20 protein-coding genes are annotated in these 22,201 nt (G+C 63.6%); 10 read left to right on the forward strand and 10 right to left on the reverse strand.

All coding sequences use genetic code 11. The features are described from left to right. Window positions 1-9 precede the first annotated feature (9 nt). The 4 genes from recN (at window position 10) to AAFN84_RS04480 (ending at window position 5,009) form a co-directional block, all read left to right on the forward strand. A complete protein-coding gene (gene recN / locus AAFN84_RS04465; protein WP_347513300.1) occupies window positions 10-1,683 on the forward strand; it encodes a DNA repair protein RecN in 1,674 nt (557 codons plus the stop codon). 67 nt (window positions 1,684-1,750) lie between these two features. Beyond that, entirely contained in the window at window positions 1,751-3,904 is a 2,154-nt protein-coding gene (gene ligA / locus AAFN84_RS04470; RefSeq protein ID WP_347513301.1) for an NAD-dependent DNA ligase LigA, read from the forward strand. 83 nt (window positions 3,905-3,987) lie between these two features. Continuing rightward, entirely contained in the window at window positions 3,988-4,719 is a 732-nt protein-coding gene (locus AAFN84_RS04475) for an AzlC family ABC transporter permease (protein WP_347513302.1), read from the forward strand. Beyond that, window positions 4,716-5,009: an AzlD family protein gene (locus AAFN84_RS04480; protein WP_347513303.1), complete on the forward strand. Its 294-nt coding sequence runs from the start codon at window positions 4,716-4,718 to the stop codon at window positions 5,007-5,009. The genes AAFN84_RS04475 and AAFN84_RS04480 overlap by 4 nt, the downstream gene beginning before the upstream one ends. Here AAFN84_RS04480 and AAFN84_RS04485 read toward each other — a convergent pair. Further along, window positions 5,004-6,830 carry an aminopeptidase P family protein gene (locus tag AAFN84_RS04485; RefSeq protein ID WP_347513304.1) on the reverse strand — a complete coding sequence of 609 codons (1,827 nt, stop codon included), beginning with the start codon at window positions 6,828-6,830 and terminating at the stop codon, window positions 5,004-5,006. The two genes, AAFN84_RS04480 and AAFN84_RS04485, sit on opposite strands and share 6 nt — an antisense overlap. 220 nt (window positions 6,831-7,050) lie before the next feature. Here AAFN84_RS04485 and AAFN84_RS04490 point away from each other — a divergent pair, with 220 nt between their 5' ends. After that, window positions 7,051-7,239 (forward strand): hypothetical protein, encoded by a 189-nt coding sequence (locus tag AAFN84_RS04490; RefSeq protein WP_347513305.1) that lies wholly within the window; start codon window positions 7,051-7,053, stop codon window positions 7,237-7,239. A 72-nt stretch (window positions 7,240-7,311) separates the two neighbouring features. Here AAFN84_RS04490 and AAFN84_RS04495 read toward each other — a convergent pair whose 3' ends face one another. The 3 genes from AAFN84_RS04495 to AAFN84_RS04505 are packed head-to-tail and all read right to left on the reverse strand — an operon-like array spanning window position 7,312 to window position 8,956. Then, on the reverse strand, window positions 7,312-8,181 hold the full coding sequence (locus AAFN84_RS04495; protein ID WP_347513306.1) for a 50S ribosomal protein L11 methyltransferase: 870 nt from the start codon (window positions 8,179-8,181) through the stop codon (window positions 7,312-7,314). A gap of 21 nt (window positions 8,182-8,202) precedes the next feature. Next, window positions 8,203-8,778 (reverse strand): SCO family protein, encoded by a 576-nt coding sequence (locus tag AAFN84_RS04500; RefSeq protein WP_347513307.1) that lies wholly within the window; start codon window positions 8,776-8,778, stop codon window positions 8,203-8,205. Window positions 8,779-8,821: 43 nt separating this feature from the next. Further along, window positions 8,822-8,956, reverse strand: a complete 135-nt coding sequence (locus tag AAFN84_RS04505; protein WP_347513308.1) for a hypothetical protein — start codon at window positions 8,954-8,956, stop codon at window positions 8,822-8,824. 176 nt (window positions 8,957-9,132) lie between these two features. On the opposite strand from AAFN84_RS04505, the gene AAFN84_RS04510 reads away from it, so the two are divergent. After that, window positions 9,133-9,747 (forward strand): DapH/DapD/GlmU-related protein, encoded by a 615-nt coding sequence (locus tag AAFN84_RS04510; protein WP_347513309.1) that lies wholly within the window; start codon window positions 9,133-9,135, stop codon window positions 9,745-9,747. A gap of 186 nt (window positions 9,748-9,933) precedes the next feature. Next, window positions 9,934-10,290 carry a hypothetical protein gene (locus AAFN84_RS04515; protein WP_347513310.1) on the forward strand — a complete coding sequence of 119 codons (357 nt, stop codon included), beginning with the start codon at window positions 9,934-9,936 and terminating at the stop codon, window positions 10,288-10,290. 123 nt (window positions 10,291-10,413) lie between these two features. Here the strand turns inward: AAFN84_RS04515 and AAFN84_RS04520 are convergent, their stop codons facing one another. Together AAFN84_RS04520 and AAFN84_RS04525 are read right to left on the reverse strand one after the other, a co-directional pair. Beyond that, window positions 10,414-11,574, reverse strand: a complete 1,161-nt coding sequence (locus AAFN84_RS04520) for a hypothetical protein (protein ID WP_347513311.1) — start codon at window positions 11,572-11,574, stop codon at window positions 10,414-10,416. A 223-nt stretch (window positions 11,575-11,797) separates the two neighbouring features. After that, window positions 11,798-14,356, reverse strand: coding sequence for a UvrD-helicase domain-containing protein (locus AAFN84_RS04525; protein WP_347513312.1), 2,559 nt, complete (start codon window positions 14,354-14,356; stop codon window positions 11,798-11,800). Between the two features lie 211 nt (window positions 14,357-14,567). Here AAFN84_RS04525 and AAFN84_RS04530 point away from each other — a divergent pair, with 211 nt between their 5' ends. Then, the gene (locus tag AAFN84_RS04530) at window positions 14,568-15,107 is read left to right on the forward strand and encodes a glyoxalase superfamily protein (RefSeq protein ID WP_347513789.1); all 540 of its coding nucleotides are present in this window, start codon (window positions 14,568-14,570) and stop codon (window positions 15,105-15,107) included. 4 nt (window positions 15,108-15,111) lie between these two features. On the opposite strand, the gene AAFN84_RS04535 is transcribed toward AAFN84_RS04530, so the two are convergent. Then, a complete protein-coding gene (locus tag AAFN84_RS04535) occupies window positions 15,112-15,600 on the reverse strand; it encodes a thioesterase family protein (RefSeq protein WP_347513313.1) in 489 nt (162 codons plus the stop codon). A gap of 132 nt (window positions 15,601-15,732) precedes the next feature. On the opposite strand from AAFN84_RS04535, the gene AAFN84_RS04540 reads away from it, so the two are divergent. Further along, window positions 15,733-17,151 (forward strand): FAD-linked oxidase C-terminal domain-containing protein, encoded by a 1,419-nt coding sequence (locus AAFN84_RS04540; RefSeq protein WP_347513314.1) that lies wholly within the window; start codon window positions 15,733-15,735, stop codon window positions 17,149-17,151. Between the two features lie 112 nt (window positions 17,152-17,263). After that, window positions 17,264-21,184: an AsmA-like C-terminal region-containing protein gene (locus AAFN84_RS04545; RefSeq protein ID WP_347513315.1), complete on the forward strand. Its 3,921-nt coding sequence runs from the start codon at window positions 17,264-17,266 to the stop codon at window positions 21,182-21,184. 24 nt (window positions 21,185-21,208) lie between these two features. Here the strand turns inward: AAFN84_RS04545 and AAFN84_RS04550 are convergent, their stop codons facing one another. From AAFN84_RS04550 to AAFN84_RS04560, 3 genes are read right to left on the reverse strand one after another with little or no spacing between them, the layout of a single operon-like run. Beyond that, window positions 21,209-21,439, reverse strand: a complete 231-nt coding sequence (locus AAFN84_RS04550; RefSeq protein ID WP_347513316.1) for a ribbon-helix-helix domain-containing protein — start codon at window positions 21,437-21,439, stop codon at window positions 21,209-21,211. After that, window positions 21,436-21,633: a DUF4169 family protein gene (locus tag AAFN84_RS04555; protein WP_347513317.1), complete on the reverse strand. Its 198-nt coding sequence runs from the start codon at window positions 21,631-21,633 to the stop codon at window positions 21,436-21,438. Before AAFN84_RS04555 ends, AAFN84_RS04550 begins: the two co-directional genes overlap by 4 nt. 9 nt (window positions 21,634-21,642) lie before the next feature. After that, entirely contained in the window at window positions 21,643-22,182 is a 540-nt protein-coding gene (locus AAFN84_RS04560) for an SspB family protein (RefSeq protein WP_347513318.1), read from the reverse strand. Window positions 22,183-22,201 lie beyond the last annotated feature (19 nt).

Consider the following 22,201-nt stretch of genomic DNA (forward strand, 5'->3'; position numbering starts at 1 on the left):
TCCCACCCGATGCTCACGCACCTGTCGATCCGCGATATCGTACTGATCGAACGGCTCGACATCGACTTTCTAAAGGGCCTGTCGGTGCTGACCGGCGAAACAGGCGCGGGCAAGTCTATCCTGCTGGACTCGCTTTCTCTGGCCCTCGGTGCGCGTGGCGACGCGTCGCTCGTCAGGCATGGCATCACCCAGGGGGCCGTCACTGCCGTCTTCGATGTGCCCGGGAATCATGCGGCACGCGAACTGCTTCGTGAGAACGGCCTTGACGATGAAGGCGACGTCATCTTGCGGCGCCTGCAATCCGCCGACGGGCGCAGCCGCGTTTTCATCAATGACCAGCCCGCCAGCGTCACATTGCTGCGCGAGGTCGGCAAGGCGCTGGTCGAGATCCATGGCCAGCATGACGAACGCGCGCTGGTGGACCCCGCTGTGCATCGCGATCTTCTGGATGCGTTCGGAGGGCATGTGGGCGCCGCAAAGGCAGTCGCGCGGGCCTGGCGGTCATGGCGCGAAGGCGAACAGGCGCTGTCGCGCCACCGGGCAAAGGTCGAGGCAGCAGCGCGCGAGGCCGACTATCTGCGGGCGTCCGTCGAAGAGCTGTCAAAGCTGGAGCCGCAGCCCGGCGAGGAGACGGAGCTTGCCGACCGCCGCGCGGCGATGATGCGCGCCGAAAAGATCGCCACCGACATCACCGACGCGCAGGACGTGCTTTCCGGACCGAGTGCTGCCGTGCCACCGATCGCGAGCCTGTTGCGACGGCTGCAACGCAAGGCCGCCGATGCGCCCGGATTGCTCGACGAAATCATCAAGGCGCTCGATGAAGCCCTCATTTCTCTCGATGCCGCGCAGGTTGCCGTGGATGAAGCGTTGCGGGCCGCCGAGTTCGATCCACGGGTCCTTGAACAGGCGGAGGAGCGGCTGTTCGCGCTGCGTGCCCTTGCGCGCAAGCATTCCGTTGCGGTCGACGACCTTGCCGCCTTGCGTGATACGATGGTCGCCGACCTTGCCGATCTCGACGCTGGCGAGGAGCGTTTGGGCGCATTGGAGGCGGCGGCCGAAGCCGCGCGCCTTGCCTATGACGAGCAGGCCGCGCATTTGTCCGAACTGCGCAAGGGCACCGCATCTGCGCTGGCTGCGTCGGTGATGAAGGAACTGCCCGAGCTCAAGCTGGAGCGCGCCGAGTTCATCGTCGAGGTTTCCAGCGAAGCCGAGGATCGCGCCGAAAGCGGCATCGATCAGGTCGAGTTCCGCGTGCGCACCAATCCGGGCACGCGTCCCGGTCCGATGATGAAGGTCGCGTCTGGCGGCGAGCTCTCGCGCTTCCTGCTGGCGTTGAAGGTGGCGCTTGCCGATCGCGGTTCGGCGCCGACACTGGTCTTCGACGAGATCGACACGGGCGTTGGCGGCGCCGTTGCCGACGCGATCGGACAGCGTCTCGCGCGTCTTGCGGGCCGCATCCAGGTTCTGTCTGTCACCCACGCGCCGCAGGTCGCGGCCCGCGCCGACACGCACTACCTGATTTCAAAGTCGGGCGGTGCGGACCGTGTCGCTACCGCAGTTTCGGCCCTTGAGCGCGACGCACGGCAAGAGGAGATCGCCCGCATGCTCGCCGGTGCGACGATCACGCATGAAGCGCGGGCCGCCGCCGAGCGGCTGCTTCGGGAGAATGCCGCCGTCTCCTGACATATGCTACTTGAGCGCGCGGCGGGCGGCGCTAATTTAGCCCACCTGCCGTAGCCGGATTCGCATCATGTCCAGAACCACCAAGGCCGTCGAAGAACTCACGCCGCAAGAGGCCGCAGAGGAACTCGCCGCATTGGCGGGCGAGATCGCCGAGCATGATCGACGCTACCATGGCGAAGATGCGCCAACCATCTCGGACGCCGAATATGACGCGCTTCGACTGCGCAACGCCGCCATCGAAGCAGCTTTCCCGGAACTGTTGCGCGCCGACTCGCCCTCGCAGGCGGTGGGGGCGGCCCCTTCCGGCGTCTTTGCCCAGGTCAGGCACGCCAAGCCGATGCTGTCGCTCGACAACGTCTTCAGCGACGACGACGTGCGTGATTTCGTGGCTTCCGTTCGCCGCTTTCTCGCTTGGCCGAGTGAGCAGGAGCTTGCGTTTACGGCTGAGCCCAAGATCGACGGGCTTTCAATGTCGCTGCGATACGAGCAGCGCCGGCTGACGACGGCCGCGACGCGCGGCGACGGCACGACAGGCGAGAACGTCACGGCCAACATCCGCACCATCGCAGAGATCCCCGACGAACTGCCCAAGGACGCCCCGGACATCGTCGAAGTGCGCGGCGAGGTCTATATGCGCCGCGACGATTTCCTGGCGCTGAACGAGCGGATGGCGGTCGAGATAGGTCGCGTCTTCGCCAATCCGCGCAACTTTGCCGCTGGCAGCCTGCGTCAGAAGGACCCGGAGGCGACGCGCGCGCGGCCGCTCAGGTTTTTCGCTTATGCCTGGGGCGAGACGAGTGAAGCCCTGGCCGAGACTCAATACGAGGCGGTGCAGCGTCTTGGCCGCTGGGGCTTCCGCATCAATGATCACATGGCGATCTGCGGATCGGTCGACGAGATGGTGGAGCGCTACCGCGCGATCGAAGCGGAACGTGCGAGCCTGCCCTACGACATCGACGGCGTCGTCTACAAGGTCGACCGGCTCGACCTGCAGGAGAGGCTCGGCTTTCGCTCGCGCAGTCCGCGCTGGGCGACGGCACACAAGTTCGCGGCGGAAAAGGCAACGACGATTCTGCGCGGCATCGACATCCAGGTTGGGCGCACAGGGGCGCTGACGCCGGTGGCGCGGCTGGAGCCGGTGACGGTCGGCGGCGTGGTGGTGACCAACGCCACGCTTCACAATGAAGACTACATCAGGGGCATCGGGAATGATGGCCAGCCGATACGCGAGGGCAGGGACATCCGTGTCGGCGACACGGTGATCGTGCAGCGCGCCGGTGACGTCATTCCGCAGATCCTCGACATCGATCCGGAAAAGCGTCCGGCGGGCGCCGAGGCCTATGTCTTCCCGGACCGTTGCCCTGCCTGCGGCAGCCATGCCGTTCGCGAGGAGGGGGAAGCCGTCCGGCGCTGCACCGGCGGGCTCATCTGCCCGGCGCAGGCGGTGGAACGCATTCGTCACTTCGTCTCGCGCAATGCGATGGATATCGAAGGGCTTGGCGAAAAGCAGATCGAGTTCTTCTTCAACCACGAAGACCCGGCCCTGCAGATACGGTCCCCTGCCGACATCTTCACGCTGAAGGATCGTCAGGGTAGTTCGCTCACCAAGCTCGAAAACGTTGACGGTTTCGGCGCGGTCTCGGTCAGGAAGCTGTTCGCCGCGATCGACGACCGCCGCAGCGTGCCACTTTCCCGCTTCCTCTTTGCGCTCGGCATCCGCCACATCGGCGAGACAAACGCCAAGCGTATCGCAAGGCATTATCTGTCGTTCGACGCCCTGCGCGCGGGCGCCAGCGAAGCAATGATGCCGCAAGGCAAGGGCGATCCCGGCAATGCCCAATGGCAGGAACTCGTCGGCATCAACGGCATCGGCAGCGTGGTGGCAGAGGCACTGGTCGAGTTTTTCGCCGAAGAGCACAACCGGCAAGCCGTCGACGCCTTGTTGAAGGAAGTCACGCCCAGTGACGAGGAGCCCGTGGGTGACGTTTCATCGCCGGTCGCGGGAAAGACGGTGGTGTTCACCGGAGGCTTGGAGCGAATGTCGCGCGACGAGGCCAAGGCGATGGCGGAACGGCTCGGCGCCAAGGTCGCGGGCTCCGTTTCCAAGAAGACTGATCTGGTGGTAGCCGGCCCGGGGGCGGGCTCCAAGCTCAAGCAGGCGACCGATCTGGGCATAGAAGTGATCGACGAAGACGCATGGTTCGAGCGCGTCGGGCAGTAGCCGCATTGATCACTGGGTCAATCGAATTGATGTGACATGGCAGCAATGCTGACCTACACAGGCCGCATTCGACGGAGGTCACAATGTCGGCTGCTGAAATGGTTGAACCCGATGCCGGTGGCTCCGGCGAGTTTTTCGACGGGATGCGCAGGGGGCTGCCTGTCGTGCTCGCCTCGGCGCCGTTCGGACTGCTCTTCGGTGCCCTTGCCGTCCAGAACGGCATGACGATCGGCGAGGCGATACTCATGAGCGCGACCGTGTTTGCCGGCGCGAGCCAGATGGTCGGCCTCGAACTCTTCGGCCAGACCATTGCGCCATGGCTGATCATCCTGTCGATCTTCGCCGTCAATTTTCGCCATGTGCTCTATTCGGCCGCACTGGGCCGGCGGACGGAACATTGGTCGCCGGCGCAGCGCGCGTTCGGGTTCTTCTTCCTGACAGACCCACAATACGCTCTTGCCGAGCGCCGCGGCGAGACCGGCAAGCGCGTCGGTTTTGCCTGGTACATGGGCATGGCGACGCCGATCTACCTGTGCTGGGTGGCCGAAGGCGGCATTGGTGCCGCGTTCGGAAACCTCGTGCCGGACCCGCATGCGCTCGGCCTCGATTTTCTCCTGCCGATCTACTTCCTCGGCCTCGTCATGGACTTCCGCAAGCGGCCGCTGTGGCTGCCCGTCGTGATGATCAGCGCCGTCGTTTCGGTGTTTGCCTATTACTTCGTCGGTTCGCCGTGGCATGTCTCGATCGGTGCCGCTGCCGGGGTGGCCCTGGCCGCCATTCTCACGCCGAGCGATGCGGGGAGGGCGCAGCCATGAGCCTGACAGCCTGGATCATTCTCGGTGGCGCGCTGGCGACCTATCTGTCGCGTATTGGTGGCCATCTCGTCCTGTCACGTTTCGAGCGCATCCATCCGCGCGTCGAGGCGGGCCTCAACGCGGTGCCTGCGGCGGTGCTGACGACGCTGGTGGCTCCAGCGGCGACCACAGGCGGCCCAGCCGAGTGGGCAGCGCTGGTGGTCGCTGGACTGGTGGCATTGCGCGGCGGCCTGTCGGCGATGTTCATCGCCGGAGCCGTGGTTCTGATCCTGCTGCGCAATACTCTATAGCGGCGCCGTCGCTGCCTTCAGCCAGTCGAGAACCTCGCCCTCGACCATCGGGCCTATCTCTTCGCGTACGCGTGCGTGATAGGCGTCGAGCCATAGGCGTTCCTGGTTCGAGAGCAGGTCCACCTGGATCAGGCGCCTGTCGAACGGCGCCAGGGTCAGCGTCTCGAAACCATGCATTTCGATGTCGCCGCCCGGAATAGGTTCTGGCGCGCGCACTACGATCAGGTTCTCGAGCCGTATCCCGTAACTGCCTTCCTTGTAGTAGCCGGGCTCGTTTGACAGGATCATCCCGGTCAGCAGCTTCTCGCTTCCGGTCTTGGCGATGCGTTGCGGGCCCTCATGCACCGACAGGAATGCGCCGACGCCATGGCCGGTGCCGTGGGCGTAGTCGATGCCGGCCATCCAGTGCGCCTGCCGGGCGACCGGGTCTATGTCCATTCCCCGCGTTCCAGGCGGAAATCGCAGCATCGAAACTGCGATCATCCCCTTCAGCACGATCGTATAGCGCTCGCACATCTCGTTCGTCGGCTTGCCGATGGCGACGGTGCGCGTGATGTCGGTGGTGCCGTCCTGATATTGTGCGCCGGAATCGACCAGATAGAGTTCGCTTGCCTGCAGCGAGCGGTTGGTTGCGGTGGTGACGCGATAGTGGATGACGGCGCCGTTGGGACCGGCGCCCGATATGGTGTCGAACGAAATGTCGCGCAGCGGCATCTGGGTCTCTTCGCCGGTCGTGCGGCGAAAGCCTTCGAGTGCCCGGACAGCTCCGATTTCATCGATCGACCCCGGAGACTGCAAGTCGAGCCAATGCAGGAAGCGCGTGACCGCTGCTCCGTCGCGACGGTGGGCGGAGCGGCTGCCGGCCAGTTCGGCCTTGTTCTTCACCGCGCGGGGCAGGCGTGCAGGGTCGGGCAGCGCGAGCACTGTTCCGCCCTGTTCTTCAACAAGCAGGCGCAGCTTCTCCGCGGCAAGCGCGGGATCGAGCGCAACGCGCGCGCCTTGGCTGCACAGGTGTGACAGTTCCGTTTCCATCGCGTCAGGCGAGTACAGATCCGCGAGTTGGGTCAGATAGGCGCGTGTCTCGATTGTCAGCTTTTCCGGCGCCAGGAAGAGCTTCGGAAGCCCGCTCGCGGCAAGGATCGCGAAGCCCAGCGCGAGCGGCGTATGGGGCACGTCATGGCCGCGGATGTTGAAGGTCCATGCCAGGGATGCTGGATCGGTAAGAACCGCATGGGTAGCGCCGTCCGATCGAAGCGCTTCTGCAAGGCGCGTGATCTTGTCGGAGGCGAGCTCGCCGGCAAATCCGATCGGTTGTATCTCGACCTGTTCAGCCGGGGGGGCGGGCCGGTCATGCCAGATCGCGTCGACGAGATTGGATGGCACTGCAACGAGCTTTGCGCCGGCCTTTTCCAGCGCCTTGCGCAACGCCGCAGCCTCGGAGACGGTGTGCAGCCACGGGTCGAAACCAATCACCATATCGGCGACGGCATTTGTGCCCAGCCACCTCGCCGGAGGGTTCTCCACGAGGCTTTCGATTTCGAAAGTGTCCGGATCTACCTGGGCTCGCGCCTGAAGCGTGTAGCGCCCGTCGACGAAGACCAGAGCGCGCTCGCGAAGGATGAGCGCGGCGCCGGCCGATCCTGTGAACCCGGTCAGCCATTGCAGGCGTTCCGAGCAAGCGGCGACATATTCGCCCTGATGCTCATCTGCGCGGGGGACGAGAAACCCGTCGAGGCCCTGCAGGACGAGTTGCTGCCGCAACTCTGCGACGCGAGCAACGCCCTGCCGTGGATCGGTTCGCGCTTCAAACGACTGGAACATCGGTATCCTCTTGGCTGCCCTTGCCCTGACTGAATATCGGGGTGATGGCAGCCTTGCAATCGGGGCATCGCGGAGCGGTCGTTTGCTGCGTTGCACCATTTCATTTCGCATATGCAAAAACGCATGGTCGCCATGCGGAAACGGCACTGGTAGATTAGGGCAGCATTGCTTACCTTTCTCGTCGTGGAGGAACGAAACAGACTCTACAGGAGACGTGAAAATGGGACACACCTCTGCCAAGCGCGGTTTTTTCCGGAATGCGGTCGACGCCCTGATGGCGGCCCGCGAGCGCCAGGCCCAGCGTTATGTTGCGGGCGCGCTGCTCATGCTGGACGACGAGACCCTGAAGCTTAACGGCTACAGCCGTGCGGAGCTCCAGCGTAAGGGTGGTGCGAGCCACCTGTTCTGATCTGCGCGGGGCGGCGCAGCCAGAAGCAAAAAGCGGTCCCTTCGGGGGCCGCTTTTTTTTCGACCACGGCGATCATCGTTTCAGATGAAGCGTCACCCAGCCTTCGCGATGCAACGTGTGGACGTGCCGGAACCGTTGGCCCACATAGGCGGCGATGACCGCGTCACGCTGGCGATCGAGAATTCCCGAAAGGATGAGCGAACCGCCCGGCGCCAGGTGCGTCGCCATATGAGGCGCCATTCTCATCAGGGGGCGGGCGAGGATGTTGGCGACGATGAGGTCGAATGGACCGGTTTGCGCGAACACCGGGTTTGAAAACCCCGCCGCAGTCGCAGTCTTTACATAGGCGCCCACCGCATTCAGCCGGACATTCTGGCGCGCGACCGAGGTGGCGACGGGGTCGATGTCGGTCGCGAGAACGCGGATGCGGGCGAGGCGGGCGAGGGCGATGGCCAGTACCGCGCTGCCTGTGCCGAGATCGAGGGCGCTTCGTGGAGCCTCGCGCCGCACTACCGACGCCAGCATGTCCAGGCAACCCGAGGTCGTGCCGTGATGGCCAGTGCCGAATGCCAGCCCCGCCTCGATCTCGATGGCGATGTCGCCGACGCGTCTCTTGTCGCGATCATGCGCGCCATGGACGAGAAAGCGGCCGGAACGCACCGGCTTCAGCCCTTCGAGCGATTTCGTGACCCAGTCGATGTCTTCAAGCGCCTCGCGCGCGATGACCGTGTCGCCAGCGCCGGCAGCGCCACGCATGCGCAGTTCGATTTCATCCGCCTGATCGGTTTCAGCGTAAACTGAAATCTCCTCCGTGCCGGCGTCTTCATCAATCTCGACGATGGCGATCGCCAGCCCGTCATCGTCGAATTCGCGCTCGAGTGCCGCGAACATCGCCGTCGAGGCGGGCTTGATCGCGATGAAATGGAGCCTGGTTTGGGTCAAGGAAAGGGTTCCGAGCGGGGTTCAGCCCGCAGCAAGGCGTTTCAGCTTGGCTATCGCGTTTTCGGGATTCTCGCCATAGGCGATGGTTCCCGCGAAGTCGCCGGCGCGATCGAGCAGCAAGACAGAGGCGGTGTGGTCCATCGTGTAGTCGTCACCTTCGAGTTCGACCTTCTTCCAGTAGATGCCAAAGGAACGAGCCATCTCGTGCACCTTGTCTGGTTCACCGCTGACGCCGACAATGCGATCGGACATGTTGCCGACATATGTACCGATGATTTCCGGCGTGTCGCGCTCCGGGTCTACCGTGACGAAATAGGCGTTGATGTCGGCGCCCTCATCGCCCAGTTGCTCCAGCCAGCCATCGAGCTCGAAAAGCGTGGTCGGACACACTTCAGGGCAATGGGTGAAGCCAAAGAACACCGCGCTGGGCGATCCCTTGAAAGCTGCCTCGGTGAATGGCTCACCCCGATCGTCGACCAGCGAGAACGGCGCCCCGAAAGCGCGTGCCGTATTCTGGTCTCGGTACCAGTCGAACGTCAGCGCGCCGACGCCGGCGGCCATGACCACGACTATACCGATGAGGATCGCTCGCATCATGATGGATTGATTTCCCGTGTTTCGGATTTTCGGCGGCTTCGCCTCAGAAGCACCACGCCATGCCCTGCTCGACCATGGTCACGAATATGCCGGGGGAATGCTCGACCCAGCCGGCAAATGCCAGGCCCGTCGCGCCCGAAAGCACGAGTGCTCCGAGCACAATTGAAAGCGGACGCAAGATGGGGCGCAGCGAAGCGAACATCCTTGTTAGATAGCGCCTCGCGCGCGCTGGCGAAAGATGTCATCTTGCCGCGAAACCAAGCACACGCAACTGTGACGGGGAACGGCGAAAAGCGGCGCCGAATTCCTCCGGGCGGGATTGAGCGGAATCCCACGCCGCGATAGAGGGCTGCGATGTCCGCCACTAATTCCGATCCTAAGATCCACTCGACAGCCGAGCTGAAATCATGCCGGCTCGGCCGTTATGTCGTGATCGGTGAAAGGGTGATCCTGCGCGAGGTGACCGTCGGCGACTACTCCTACTTCGAGCGCCACGGCGAAGGCATCTATACAACGATCGGCAAATTCTGCTCCATCGCCGCGAATGTGCGCATCAACGCGCTCGAACATCCCATGGAGCGCGTGACGACGCACAAGATCACCTACAGGCCGAACGAGTATTTCAAGTTTCATGGTGTCGACCAGGATTTTCGCGAACGACGCCGCAACCGCCCGGTATCGATCGGAAACGACGTCTGGATCGGCCATGGTGCCGTGATCATGCCGGGCGTGCGCATCGGCGATGGCGCGGTCATCGGCGCCAATGCGGTCGCGACGAAGGATGTCGGCGCCTACGAGATCGTCGCCGGAGTGCCGGCTCGGCCCATCAGGCGGCGGTTTCCTGTTGCCATCGCCGAGCGGCTCAGTGCGATGGCGTGGTGGGACTGGTCCACCGAAAAACTGGCGGAGGCTCTGCCGGACATGCAGGCCATGGAAACCAGCCAGTTTATCGACAAATGGAGCGAATAGCATGATAGTTAAAAGTCGATATAAGTTCTAGGTATTAGCCTCAATAGTTATCCCTAACAGTAGTGGAATAAGCGCAATTAACGAAATACTACAAATGGAGGTTGCATTTTTCCCGCCATAGTAGTTATTTCGTCCTTGAGATTACCACTGATAGCGGAGGGACTTCATCACCAAGGGAGAAGTCTCATGAAGAAGTTCGCAGCTCTACTCGCACTGGCCACGGCCGTTTCGTTCACGACCGTGTCCGCCCAGGCAGATGGCTGGGGCAAGGGCGGTCACCGCCAGTCCTCCGGCGGATTGCTCAACGTGTCGCCCTCGATCCAGACCGGCAACCTCAAACTGCTGAGCGGCATCGGCGTGCTCAACAACTCGTCGATCCTGAGCGGCAACGTGCTGTCCGGCATCGTCAAGGGCAACAACAACAATGTCGGGCATGGCAATGTGAGCGGCCGTCAGAACGCCGTCGGCAACGGCTTCATCGGCGGTGGCTCGTTCGGCAATTCGAAGTCGTACAGCTCGAAGCGCTTCGGCAAGCGCTGGTAGCCACGCGTTAGGCGGCCACGCGACAGCGCCCCCGCCATCGCGCTGGCCGCCGCGGCCGAAGGGAGGCTTTCGTCCCACATCCTCCGCCTCCCTTCGGTTGCGCATCATCCTGACGGGCGCGGGTCAAAGCTTGGCGTTCAATGCCAGGTGAATGTCCACCGCCTTGCGCTCGGGGCCCATGGGTTCGAGCCTCTTGCGCGATGCGTCGACGCGAAACGTCAGGCTCATGTCCTCGCGCGCCTGCCACACCGCCTCGGTATAGACACCCCTCGCGCTTTCGTTGGTTTCGAGGCCGATATTCTCGCGCTCTTCCAGATAGAGCCCGAGGCCGAAACTTACCGGCAATCCGGGCTTGTATCCGGCCTCCACTTCCAGCCGCCGCGCCCATGTGGCGACGGGATCGTCGTTGGACTTGGCATCGTATCCAGCGCTGACTATCCCACGCAGGGAAAAGCCCGCCGGCAGCGGCGTCTCGGCCGCAATTTCGTACGAGGCGCGCAGTTCGCCGATCTCGCTGTCGAGAAGGCGTAGGCCATGCATGCCCACGGATGCGGCAACACGGGCGCCGTTCTCGAACGTGACGCCGCCCTGAAGCGCGAGCTTGTAGTCAAGCACCATGAGTTCCGGCAACAACCCGAGCGGATCCGAACGCATCAATCCCGACGCGCCGAGAACCCCGTAGGTGAACCTGCCGCTGGTCTGCGTCAGCGCGGCGCCGATGCGCAGACGATCGCGAACGGGATCGAGGCGTGTCGGCGCAATCACATCCTGCTCGAAGCGCGTTTTTCCCGGCAATTCGCGTGAGAGCGCGCCTTCCAACGCGAGGATCGTATCCGGTGAAAGCCGAAATCCGCCCTGAAGACCAGCAGCGAAGATCGTCTTGCGTGTGCGTATGCCCAGAAGCACATCTCCAAGGTCCAGCTCGTCGCCTTCGTCAACCACATTGAGCGAGAAAGTTCCGCGCAGTTCGACCCTTTCGGAGATCGCCATCGTCGTTTCCGCCCCGATGCCGGCAGCGACGTCGTTTTCGATGTCATAGGTATCGTATCGCAGAAACTGTCCATCGGCCGTGATCGTGGTCGTGCCGATCTCGTGGGAGAGGCTCGTTTCGACGCTGCCGCGCAACGTGGTGTACCAGTCCTCCAGCGCCAGCGGCGCATCCAGCGCGTTGGTGGTGTGGTGGCGCGAAAGGGTGATCGACGTCGTGGTGTCTTCCGCCGCCTGCGCCAACGCGGCGCCCGCCGACAGAAGGAGTGCGAACAGCGTGAGCGGAAGAACGTGCAAGACCAACCTCCCGTGCCTTTGGGAAAGAGGCTCCGATGCCCCTTCCGCCGCGGGGGGTGGTGGACGGAAGGGGCCCGGAGATTACCGCCCGAAAGCGGAAGGCACAGGCACCATCGCCTGCAGGTTGAAACCTACAGCAATGCACGCAAAAATTGAATAAAATGCGATGACAAGTCCTGGTTGTACAGGGTGGCGCGGCGATTTTGACAATGCGATGGCGCCGTTAGGCGGCGCTGACGAAGCCGTCCAGTACCCGCTTCTGCCCAGCCTTGTCGAAGTCGATCGTCAGCTTGTTGCCCTCGATCGAAGACACGTTGCCGTTTCCGAACTTCTGGTGGAAGACGCGGTCGCCTATGTTGAACGGGGAGGGCAGGTCCGACACGCTCTTTGCGACGAGTTCGCCGTCGATGGTGCGGCCCTTGACGCTGGTGCGGCCGGCGCCGTAGCCGGAATCGACTTCCCCGTAGCCGATCCGTTCAACCGCGTGCCCCGATCTGGACCCCCAGTTGCGGTCTGTGGCCTCGGTTCGGTTCGCCTGGGCGCGCTGCCAGCCGGGCGTGGCGTAGGTATTGGAAAATGAGCCGCCCGCGCTTGCCGCATTGTCGAAGCGCGATTCGCCGTATGGGTTCTGCCGGCCGCCGTGGCGCTCGCTAAATCCCGAGCCATAGCCGCCGTAGGAATTGCCCGCTTCGGCAACCTCGATGTGGGCCTCGGGAAGTTCTTCGAGGAAACGCGATGGGATGGTCGACTGCCAAAGGCCGTGGATGCGCCTGTTGGATGCGAACCAGAGGTGTAGATTGCGCTTGGCGCGAGTGAGGCCGACATAAGCCAGCCGACGCTCTTCCTCCAGGCCGGAGCGTCCCCCCTCGTCGAGCGCTCGCTGGTGGGGGAACAGTCCTTCTTCCCAGCCGGGCAGGAATACCGTGTCGAACTCAAGGCCCTTGGCGGAGTGAAGCGTCATGATGTTGACGGCGTCGAGGTTCTCGTTCTGCTCGGTGTCCATGACCAGCGCGACATGCTCGAGGAAGCCGCGCAGCGACTCGTATTCCTCCATGGAGCGGATCAGCTCTTTGAGGTTGTCGAGCCGGCCGGGGGCCTCCGCGGAGCGGTCGTTCTTCCACATGTCTGTATAGCCGGATTCCTCGAGAATGATCTCGGCCAGTTCGGTATGCGGCGTGTTGTCGAGAAGCTCCTGCCAGCGCGCGAAATTGGCCGCGACCTGCCGCAACGCCGCTCTCGGCTTGGGTTTCATCTCGTCGCTCTCGGCGAGCTTTGCGGCCGCCTCCAGCATCGGTATGCGCAGTGCGCGCGAGGCATCGTGGACCTGCCTTACGGCAGCCTCGCCCAAGCCGCGCTTGGGTGTATTGACGATGCGCTCGAAGGCCAGGTCATCCGCCGGCTGGGCCACCACCCTGAAATACGCCATCGCGTCTCGGATTTCCAAGCGTTCGTAGAAACGTGGGCCGCCGACGACGCGATAGTTCAGGCCCAGCGTGACGAAACGATCCTCGAATTCGCGCATCTGGAACGAGGCGCGCACCAGGATCGCCATGTCGTTGAGATTGTGCCGGTCACGCTGGAGCGTCTCGATCTCGTCGCCGACACCGCGAGCTTCCTCTTCCGAATCCCAGGAGGCATGAACCTTCACCTTGGGGTCTTCGGGATCGGGCTTTTCGGTGAACAGCGTCTTTCCCAGCCGCCCCTCATTGTGCGCGATGAGATGGGATGCGGCGCCAAGGATGTGCGCGGTGGAGCGGTAGTTGCGCTCCAGCCGAATGACGGTTGCGCCGGGAAAATCCTTCTCGAAGCGCAGGATGTTGTCGACTTCCGCGCCACGCCAGCCATAGATCGACTGGTCGTCGTCACCGACGCAACAGATGTTGATCTGTTGCCTCTCCGTTTCGCTCGCCGTCCGCCCCGATGTCTCGGGCCGCTGGGCCAAAAGCCTCAGCCACATATATTGGGCGGTGTTGGTGTCCTGATATTCGTCGACCAGAATGTATCGGAACTTCCGGTGGTACTCCTTCAGCACGTCGGGATGCTTGCGGAAGATGCGGATCGGATGGCACAGCAAGTCGCCGAAATCGCAGGCGTTGAGCGTCGTCAGACGATCCTGATAGGCGCGATACAGCTCGCGGCCCTTGCCATTGGCGAAGGCGCGCGCATCGCCTTCGGCGATCTCTTCCGGGCCAAGGCCCTTGTTCTTCCAGCCGTCGATCATCTGCGCGAACTGGCGCGCGGGCCAGCGCTTGTCGTCCAGCCCCTCGGCCTGAATCAGCTGCTTGATGAGCCGGATGACGTCGTCGGTGTCGAGGATGCTGAAATCCGAACGGATGCCGGCAAGTTCGGCATGACGGCGCAGCAGTTTCACTCCGATGGAGTGGAACGTGCCCAGCCACGGCATGCCCTCGACGGCTTCGCCAACGAGTACCCCGATGCGCTGCTTCATTTCGCGCGCCGCCTTGTTGGTGAAGGTGACGGCGAGGATTTGCGAGGGGTAGGCACGACCGGTGGCGAGGATATGGGCGATGCGGGTTGTCAGTACCCGTGTCTTGCCGGTGCCGGCGCCCGCCAGTACGAGGACAGGCCCTTCGGTGGTCTCGACGGCAAGACGCTGCTCCGGGTTCAGCCCGGCCAAATAGTCCGCGGCACGGTTGGCGCTTCGTGCAGCCATCGCACGCGCGGCAATGCCGCCGCCGGCTGGCGGTGGCGCTGCCTGACCAGCGGGACGTGGCGCATCGTCCTCGTCGAAGAACGGGATATCGTCGGGAGATCCGGACATTTCAACGGAATGTAGTGATTCGGGTCCGAAAGACCAGCTTTGCAGCGCACATCAAGTGCGATACTCTTGCCATCGAGCCCGGAGGTGGCCTGCAGTCCGCGCCCTTTGGCATGGCGAACACCTTCCACGATCTTCTCAACCGGTTATCCGATCGGCGGAAGCGTCAGCAATGCGGACACTGATGATTGGCCGCCGTCTGGAGACCGCAACCATGCGAACCTATCGCGATGCAAAGGCGATGGCGAAAGCCATGCGCGACGCATTGGCCGAGCACAAGATCGAACTCAGCCACAGCCAGGCGCTCGAAGTCGTGGCTAGGCAGTTCGGACTTGCCACCTGGAACATATTGTCGGCGCGGATCGATGCCGGCGCGAACCCTGGGCAAGGAATCGCATTCGAGCAGGCGATCCCGATCATCCGCATTTTCGACGTGGCCAAAGCGCACGAGTTCTATCTTGGCTTTCTCGGCTTCACCGTCGACTGGGAGCACCGGTTCGGCGAGAACTTCCCGCTCTACACGCAAGTGTCCAGGGGCGAGCTGAGGTTTCACCTGTCCGAGCACGCGGGCGACGCCACGCCCGGTTGCAACATGGTGGTCTACATGGAGGGCGTCCGGGCCTTAAACAGGGAACTGCTCGACAAGAAGTACCGCTACATGCGGCCGGGACTTTCCGAAGAAGAATGGGGCTTGGAGATGCAGGTCACCGATCCGTTCAACAACCGCATCAGGTTCATGGAGCGGCGCGAATAGCCGTTCAGGCCGCCGGCTTGCGCTTGATGCCGATCGAGCGCCCGGCGCGTTCCGGCTTCGGCAGCACGGCGTGTTCCGCCGCCATCTTCTCCATCCTGGCGAGGATGTCGGGGGGAAACGGACAGACCTTCGGACCCGACATGTCGACATGCAGCGTCATGACCTCGCAGGTAGAGGCAAGCCAGCCGTCGACATGGCGCAGTTCCTGGAAAGCGTGGAAGCGCTTTTCGTCATGGTCGAGGAGTTGGAACGACGCCGTCACCTTGTGACCGAGGTGAAGTTCCTGGACGTAGCAGACGTGGATTTCCGCCGTATAGGTGGTCAGCTTTCGTTCTTCGGCATATTTCGGTCCCATGCCAAGCAGTTCGAAGGCCTCGTCGGCACCGCGATCGAACAGCACGTTGTAGTAGGCCATGTTGAGGTGGCCGTTGTAGTCGATCCAGTTATTCTCGATTTCGAGGATGCGGGAGACGAAGGGAGACGCGACGGGCATTGGCGAGATTCCATGATCGTGAATATAAGGCGGCGTGCTGGACAACGAGCCAGCCATTTGCAGACTGCGGATAGAAGACCATAGGGCGGGTCAGCACAAGCGCGTGATCCCGCCAATCCACGGAGGAACACCATGGCACTGGCCGATCTTCAGGCGGTGGCAAGAAACGATGCGGGCATCGCCGCGGTGCTGGGCATACTGAAGCAGAGGTTCGGTGACCGCTTCCAGACGGGGGCTGCGATTCGTGGCCAGCATGCGCACACCACGACCTACATCCCCTCGCAACTTCCTGACGGTGTCGCCTTCGTGCAATCCACGGAGGAGGTGCAGGAGGTTGTCCGCATATGCGGCGACTACCACGTTCCCGTGATCCCGTTCGGCACCGGGACCTCGCTCGAAGGTCACGTTAACGCGCCTGGCGGCGGTATCTCGATCGACCTGATGGGCATGAACCGCATCCTAAGCGTCAACGCGGAAGACCTCGACTGCACTATCGAGCCGGGGGTGACACGCGAGGATCTCAACACGCATCTGCGCGATACCGGGCTGTTCTTCCCGATCGATCCGGGAGCGAATGCCAGCCTCGGCGGCATGGCGTCGACACGCGCTTCGGGAACCAACGCGGTTCGCTATGGTACCATGCGCGAGAACGTACTTTCCCTGACGGCCGTGACCGCCGACGGCAAGGCGGTCACGACGGCGCGACGGGCGCGCAAGTCGTCCGCGGGCTACGACCTGACCCGGCTGTTCGTGGGGTCGGAAGGCACGCTCGGCGTGATCACCTCGCTGACCTTGAAGCTCTACGGCATCCCGCAGGCGATTTCGGGCGGCGTATGCCCTTTTCCGAGCGTCGAGGCGGCCTGCCAGGCCGTCATCGCGACGATCCAGATGGGCATTCCGGTTGCGCGCATCGAACTCGTCAACGCCCTGACTATGCGCTCGCTCAACGAGTATTCAAAGCTCGGCTATCCCGAATCACCCTGCCTGTTCGTCGAGTTCCACGGCAGCGAGAGTGGCGTGAAGGAGCAGGCAGAGACGTTTGGCGAGATTGTCGGAGAGTTCGGCGGCGGTCCCTTTCAGTGGACCAACGTTGCCGAGGAGCGCACCAAACTGTGGAAAGCCCGGCATGACGCCTACTGGGCGGGGCTTGCCATGCGTCCGGGATGCAAGGGGCTATCGACCGACGTTTGCGTGCCGATTTCGCGGCTTGCCGAGTGCATCAACGAAACCGAGGACGACATCGCCGCATGCGGCCTGATCGCGCCCATCGTCGGTCATGTCGGCGACGGAAACTTCCATGTTCTTGTCCTGATGGATCCCGACGACCCGAAGGAGATCGAAACGACGGAGGCTTTCGTTGCGCGCCTCAACATGCGCGCCATCGCCATGGAAGGCACATGCACGGGCGAGCATGGCGTCGGTCAGGGCAAGATCGCGTTCCTGCCGCACGAACTCGGCGCCGGCGTCGACGTCATGCGCGCTATCAAGCACGCTCTCGACCCGCACAACATCATGAACCCGGGCAAGGTGCTGCCGATCTCGGCACCATAGGACCATTTGCCTCTTTATCGACACGCTATTCCGGCTAATCTGCCGGCGGCCTTGAATCATCGGCGGGAGAACGAGACTGGCACGACTATTTGTCGCCATCGGCGGACTGATCGTGCTGGCGCTGACCGTGGCGCTGGTAGCGCCATACTTTGTCGACTGGACATCCTACCGGGCCGACTTCGAGCGCGAAGCGGGCCGCATTCTCGGGCGCGAGGTGCGGGTCGAAGGCACGGCGACCGCTCGACTGCTGCCGTTTCCTTCCGTCACCTTCACAGATGTCGTCGTGGCCGGCACGCAGCCGGGCCAGCCCTCGATGACCGTCGAGACGTTTTCGATGGACGCGGAACTCGCGCCCTTCATGCAGGGCGAACTGCACATATTCGACATGCGTCTCGTGCGTCCGTCGGTCATGGTCGAGATGGCCGCCGACGGAACGCTCGACTGGGCGGTGAGGCCCTCGGTGCCGGTGCAGGCCAGCCATATCTCGCTCGAAAAGCTCACCGTGACCGAGGGCAGCGTGGCGGTCCGCCATGCCGCCAGCGGCCGGACACATGAGCTGACGGAGATCAACGCAAATATCTCGGCACGGTCGTTGACCGGGCCATGGCGCATGGATGGTTCGCTGCGCCTCGACGGGATGCGAACGGCGCTGGTGGCTTCCACGGGTGCCGTCGATGACGGACGGATGCGTGTGCGGGTCGATGCGCGGCCGGAACTCTATCCGTTCGTGCTGGAGACGGATGGCGACGCACGGATCGAGGACGGCCGAATGCGCTATGCCGGCCAGTTTCGTCTCGATGCTCTGACGACGAGCGACCGCCTGCGTGTCAGCGGCGGTGGCACGATTGCGGTTGGAGAGACCGAGTCCGAGGAAGAAGGCCCGCCGGCATACCGGATCGGCGGCATGTTCGCCCTGGATCACGAAGCATTGGACATCGAGGAGTTCCGGTTCGAGACCGGACCGCTGGACGATCCCTATACGGCCGATGGCTCGGCGCGGTTCGGACTCGGGCAGGCGCCCGACTTTTTCGTGCGCGCGGATGGAGCACAGATACGTATCGCCGATGCTGTCGCGGACGCATCCGGTGCGGCCAGCTTCGACCAGCGCCTGATCGCGCTGCGCGAGTTCATTCTCGACATGCCGCGTCCCGCCATTCCCGGAAGCGTCGAACTGGCACTGCCGGCAATCGTCGCCGGCGATACGACGATCCGCGACGTGCGGCTTCGGGCCAGCCCATCCGAGGGTGGCTGGGCAGTGGAATCGCTTGCCGCCACCATGCCGGGACGCGCCACGCTGGAAGCGCGGGGCGATCTCTCGATCGGCATGGACGATCTCGGCTTTGCAGGTTCGTTGCTGCTTGCCGTGGGGCAGCCATCGGGTTTTGCCGCCTGGCTGTCGCGCGACATCGATGAAGCGATAAGGCGACTGCCGGCAGCAGGGTTTAGCGCCACCGTCGAGCTGAACGAGGAACGGCAGATCTTCCGCGACCTGGAACTGGTGCTCGGCGCGGCGCGCTTCAATGGCGAGATCGATAGCCGCACCCCGTCGGGCGAGCGGCCATCCATGGCGCTTCGTCTGGATGGCGATGCTCTCGACGTCGAGGGTCTCGCGGCCTTTGCGTCGATCTTCATCAACGATAGCGGCGAGACGCGCTTCGGCAATCGCGACCTTGCGTTCGACATCGCCGCCGGTCCGGTGACAGTTGGCGGCATGACCGCCGAGACGCTGGATACCGCTCTACGCCTGAACGACGGCCGGCTGGAGATCGACCGCCTGTCGATTGGCGGGCTGGCGGGGGCGAACATCAGCGCCACTGGCACCGTTCGCAATCTGGCGACCGAGCCAAGCGGCAGCATCGATGCGAACGTGATAGCGACGGACCTCGCTCCCTTGGCTGATACGCTGGCCGCGCGATTCCCCGAAAGCCGCATCGCCGCCGAGATTTCTCGCCGCGCCGCGAACTATCCGGGTCTTCTGGAAGATGCCTCCATCCAGCTGGTTGCCAGCGCTGCCGCCGGCGAAGCAGGTTCCACGGGGCTTGCCCTGAACGCCTCCGGCGAGGCCGGCGGAACATCGTTCACGCTGACGGCATCGACCCCCGAGGCGAGCACCGCCCCGGCCGGTCGTCCCCTGAAACTGCAACTCGACGCGAGCAATGGCGAGGCGGCGGCGCTGTATGCCGCTTTGGGGCTGCCCGCCCTGCCGCTAGGGCTGGCCGACGGCGCAGAGGTGACGCTCGCCTTCGACGGCATCCCCGACAGCGGCGGCCAAACTCGCCTGGCGTTTTCGGGCGAAGGGCTCGCACTCGAGTTCAATGGCCAGACCTCGATCACGCCGGACGGTTGGTCCGCCAACGGAATGTCCAGCATACGGGCCGACGACCTGGAGCCATGGCTTGCCGTCGGCGGGGTTTCGCTCCCTGGATACGGCTACGGGCTGCCGCTTTCGGCACAGGCGCAACTCGACGTCGATGGCGGCCTTTTCGTCCTGTCCGGCATTCAGGGAGAGGTGGCGCAGGAGCCTGTGAGCGGAGACCTCAACGTCCAGATCGTTGACAGCCTGCCGCATGTGACCGGCGCGCTCGCGCTGCGTTACGTCGACCTTGGCGCCGTGGCCGAGATGGCAGTGGGATCGGAAGCGCTGGTCAACGGCGAAAGATGGCCGACAGCGCCATTCGCCCAGAACGTTTCGACCCCGGTCTCCACCGACCTGGAGCTGACGGCGCAGCAACTCGGCCTTGGCACGTTTGCGGACGCCACCACTGCAAGGCTGAGATTGCGGCTCGGCACACAGGGCGTGTCGGTCTCGGAGGCCAGCATATCGGTGTATGGCGGGACGCTCACCGGCCTGATGGACTTCCGCAACGACGCGGGCACGGGCCTGCTCTCGACTCAATTCACGCTGGAAGGCGCGCGTGCGAGCAACATTCTGGGCGATATCGGCGTCGAGGGGACAGTCGACCTGACGGCGGCGTTGACGGGCAGCGGCAAGTCGGTCGACGGGCTAATGGCGTCACTGGCAGGGTCCGGTACCGCCAGCGTCGAGGATGTCGTGGTTCGTGGCGTCGATCCTTTGGCGTTTCCAGCGCTGTTGTCGGAGGCTGACGCCGTCGGGCCCGAAATCGATGCAGAGGCAACGGCACGTTTTGCGCCGCCACTCGTGCGCAGCAACCAGATGCGCGCGAGCGCCGTCGACTTCGCGTTCACCGTTGCCAACGGGACGGCGCGTGTTCCGCCGATCCTGCTGCAGACACCGGAGGCGTCGCTGTCGGCCGAACTTCGCGCCGACATCGGTGCAGGGACCGTGGGCGCCGACGCGCTTCTGACATATGACCCCGGCCTCGAAGCGTTGGTGGGCTCGGAGCCGGCCGTGCGCCTTTCGGCCTCTGGCCCGCTGGATGAAATCCGCATTGACGCCGACACACAGCCTCTCGCGCAGTTCCTGACACAGCGCGCGCTGGAACTGGAACAGCAGCGGGTCGAAGCGATGCAGGCGGCACTGATCGAGCAGCAACGGTTGCGGCGCGAGGCCCGCTACTATGCGGCTCGTGTCGAGGAGCGCGAGCGCGCCGCCGAAGAGGCCCGCAACGCACTTGAGCAGTCGGAACGGCTGCGGCGCGAAATCCAGCAGCAGCAGGATGAGGCGGAACGGCGGGCTGCGGAGGAAGAGCGTCTCCGGCGTGACGAAGAAGCCGAGAGTCGCCGCATCGAGGAAGAAACCCGACGCATCGAGCAGGATGCGGAGCGTGAGCGTCTGGCCGAAGACGAGCGTGCCGCGGCTGAACGCCAGCGCGCAGCCGATGAGGTGTTCAGAGCAGAGGTCGAAGCGCTGTTGCGTTCGCGGGCTGAGACGACGGCAGCGCGGCAGGGGGAACAAGACGAGACGGTTTCGCCCCCGGCGCTCGAAGTGACCCCGTCACCGAGGCCTTCGGCCCCGCCCGAGCCTTTCTTGAGCTTACCCGACAACACCACATCGCCAGCGGCGGGATCGTCCGATGACGGTTTCATGCGGCTGATTTTCGGCGATGACTGATCCGGATCGAGTCGCTGGTCGCGATCAGCTGCTACTTCGATGTTGAGCGCGATACCAGTCGAGCACATGCAGACGCAGTGCCGAAGACAGGTTTGTTTGCCTGTCGCGTGTTTCGTCGATCTCGCCGACCAGTTGCGCCAGCGGCATCTTACGGATGCCGGCGATCCGCAGAAGTTCTTCGTGAAATGGCTGTTCCAGCGAAAAGCTCGTCCGATGCCCGCGGATTGAAACCGAGCGCTTGAAGATGGCACTCACCGTTCGCCGTTCCCGTCGGGCTTTTCACGGCGATGCGCGTCGAGATGCGCGGTGTCCTTTGCCTGTCGCGCTTCCTCCAGGCTCCGGTGTGCCTTCGCGCGGCCGTGACGAGCACGGTTTTCCTGGGCGATGCGCTCCTTTTCGGTGCGCGCCAGACGCTTTCGTGCGAGGCGGAGATTGACGATCTCGGCCATCGGAGCGGTCTATTTCTTGCGGAAGGAATCGAGCGAGACGACGTCGGCGGATTTTCCGCCGTCCTTTTCTGCCCCTTCGGGCTTCCGCTCGGCGGAGACTTCCGACGGATCGATCTCACGCTGCTCGACATTGAGGACCGCGGGCGCGCCTTCGAATGTCTCGACGGTACCATCGCCATCTTCGTCCGCTGGCGCCTTGACGTCGAACTCGAGCTCGAAATTGACCGACGGGTCGTAGAAGCCGCGTACGGCGGCGAAGGGTATCTCGAGCTTCTCTGGGACGTCCGAAAAAGACAGACCGACCTCGAATCCCTGATCGGTCACTTTCATGTCCCAGTACTGGAATTGAAGCACGATCGTCATTTGCTCGGGATAACGTTCACGCAGCCTGCTGGATATACGCACGCCAGGGGCGCCGGTGAGGAAAGTGATGAAGAAGTGATGGTTGCCGGGAAGACCGGTCTTGGCCACCTCGCTCAGCACTTTTCGCATGACTCCGCGCAGCGCTTCCTGCGCGAGAATGTCGTAGCGGATGTGATCGTCAGCCATGGGCCAGTCGAGTTTCCCT

Source organism: Mesorhizobium sp. CAU 1741, from assembly GCF_039839275.1.
Classification (GTDB): domain Bacteria; phylum Pseudomonadota; class Alphaproteobacteria; order Rhizobiales; family Rhizobiaceae; genus Aerobium.

What these genes read in the sequence shown, in the direction of transcription:
- recN (WP_347513300.1), top strand. Translation starts at nt 10, where the DNA reads ATGCTCACGCACCTGTCGATCCGCGATATCGTACTGATCGAACGGCTC.
- ligA (WP_347513301.1), top strand. Translation starts at nt 1,751, where the DNA reads ATGTCCAGAACCACCAAGGCCGTCGAAGAACTCACGCCGCAAGAGGCC.
- AAFN84_RS04475 (WP_347513302.1), top strand. Translation starts at nt 3,988, where the DNA reads ATGTCGGCTGCTGAAATGGTTGAACCCGATGCCGGTGGCTCCGGCGAG.
- AAFN84_RS04480 (WP_347513303.1), top strand. Translation starts at nt 4,716, where the DNA reads ATGAGCCTGACAGCCTGGATCATTCTCGGTGGCGCGCTGGCGACCTAT.
- AAFN84_RS04485 (WP_347513304.1), bottom strand. Translation starts at nt 6,830, where the DNA reads ATGTTCCAGTCGTTTGAAGCGCGAACCGATCCACGGCAGGGCGTTGCT.
- AAFN84_RS04490 (WP_347513305.1), top strand. Translation starts at nt 7,051, where the DNA reads ATGGGACACACCTCTGCCAAGCGCGGTTTTTTCCGGAATGCGGTCGAC.
- AAFN84_RS04500 (WP_347513307.1), bottom strand. Translation starts at nt 8,778, where the DNA reads ATGATGCGAGCGATCCTCATCGGTATAGTCGTGGTCATGGCCGCCGGC.
- AAFN84_RS04510 (WP_347513309.1), top strand. Translation starts at nt 9,133, where the DNA reads ATGTCCGCCACTAATTCCGATCCTAAGATCCACTCGACAGCCGAGCTG.
- AAFN84_RS04515 (WP_347513310.1), top strand. Translation starts at nt 9,934, where the DNA reads ATGAAGAAGTTCGCAGCTCTACTCGCACTGGCCACGGCCGTTTCGTTC.
- AAFN84_RS04525 (WP_347513312.1), bottom strand. Translation starts at nt 14,356, where the DNA reads ATGTCCGGATCTCCCGACGATATCCCGTTCTTCGACGAGGACGATGCG.
- AAFN84_RS04530 (WP_347513789.1), top strand. Translation starts at nt 14,568, where the DNA reads ATGCGAACCTATCGCGATGCAAAGGCGATGGCGAAAGCCATGCGCGAC.
- AAFN84_RS04535 (WP_347513313.1), bottom strand. Translation starts at nt 15,600, where the DNA reads ATGCCCGTCGCGTCTCCCTTCGTCTCCCGCATCCTCGAAATCGAGAAT.
- AAFN84_RS04540 (WP_347513314.1), top strand. Translation starts at nt 15,733, where the DNA reads ATGGCACTGGCCGATCTTCAGGCGGTGGCAAGAAACGATGCGGGCATC.
- AAFN84_RS04555 (WP_347513317.1), bottom strand. Translation starts at nt 21,633, where the DNA reads ATGGCCGAGATCGTCAATCTCCGCCTCGCACGAAAGCGTCTGGCGCGC.
- AAFN84_RS04560 (WP_347513318.1), bottom strand. Translation starts at nt 22,182, where the DNA reads ATGGCTGACGATCACATCCGCTACGACATTCTCGCGCAGGAAGCGCTG.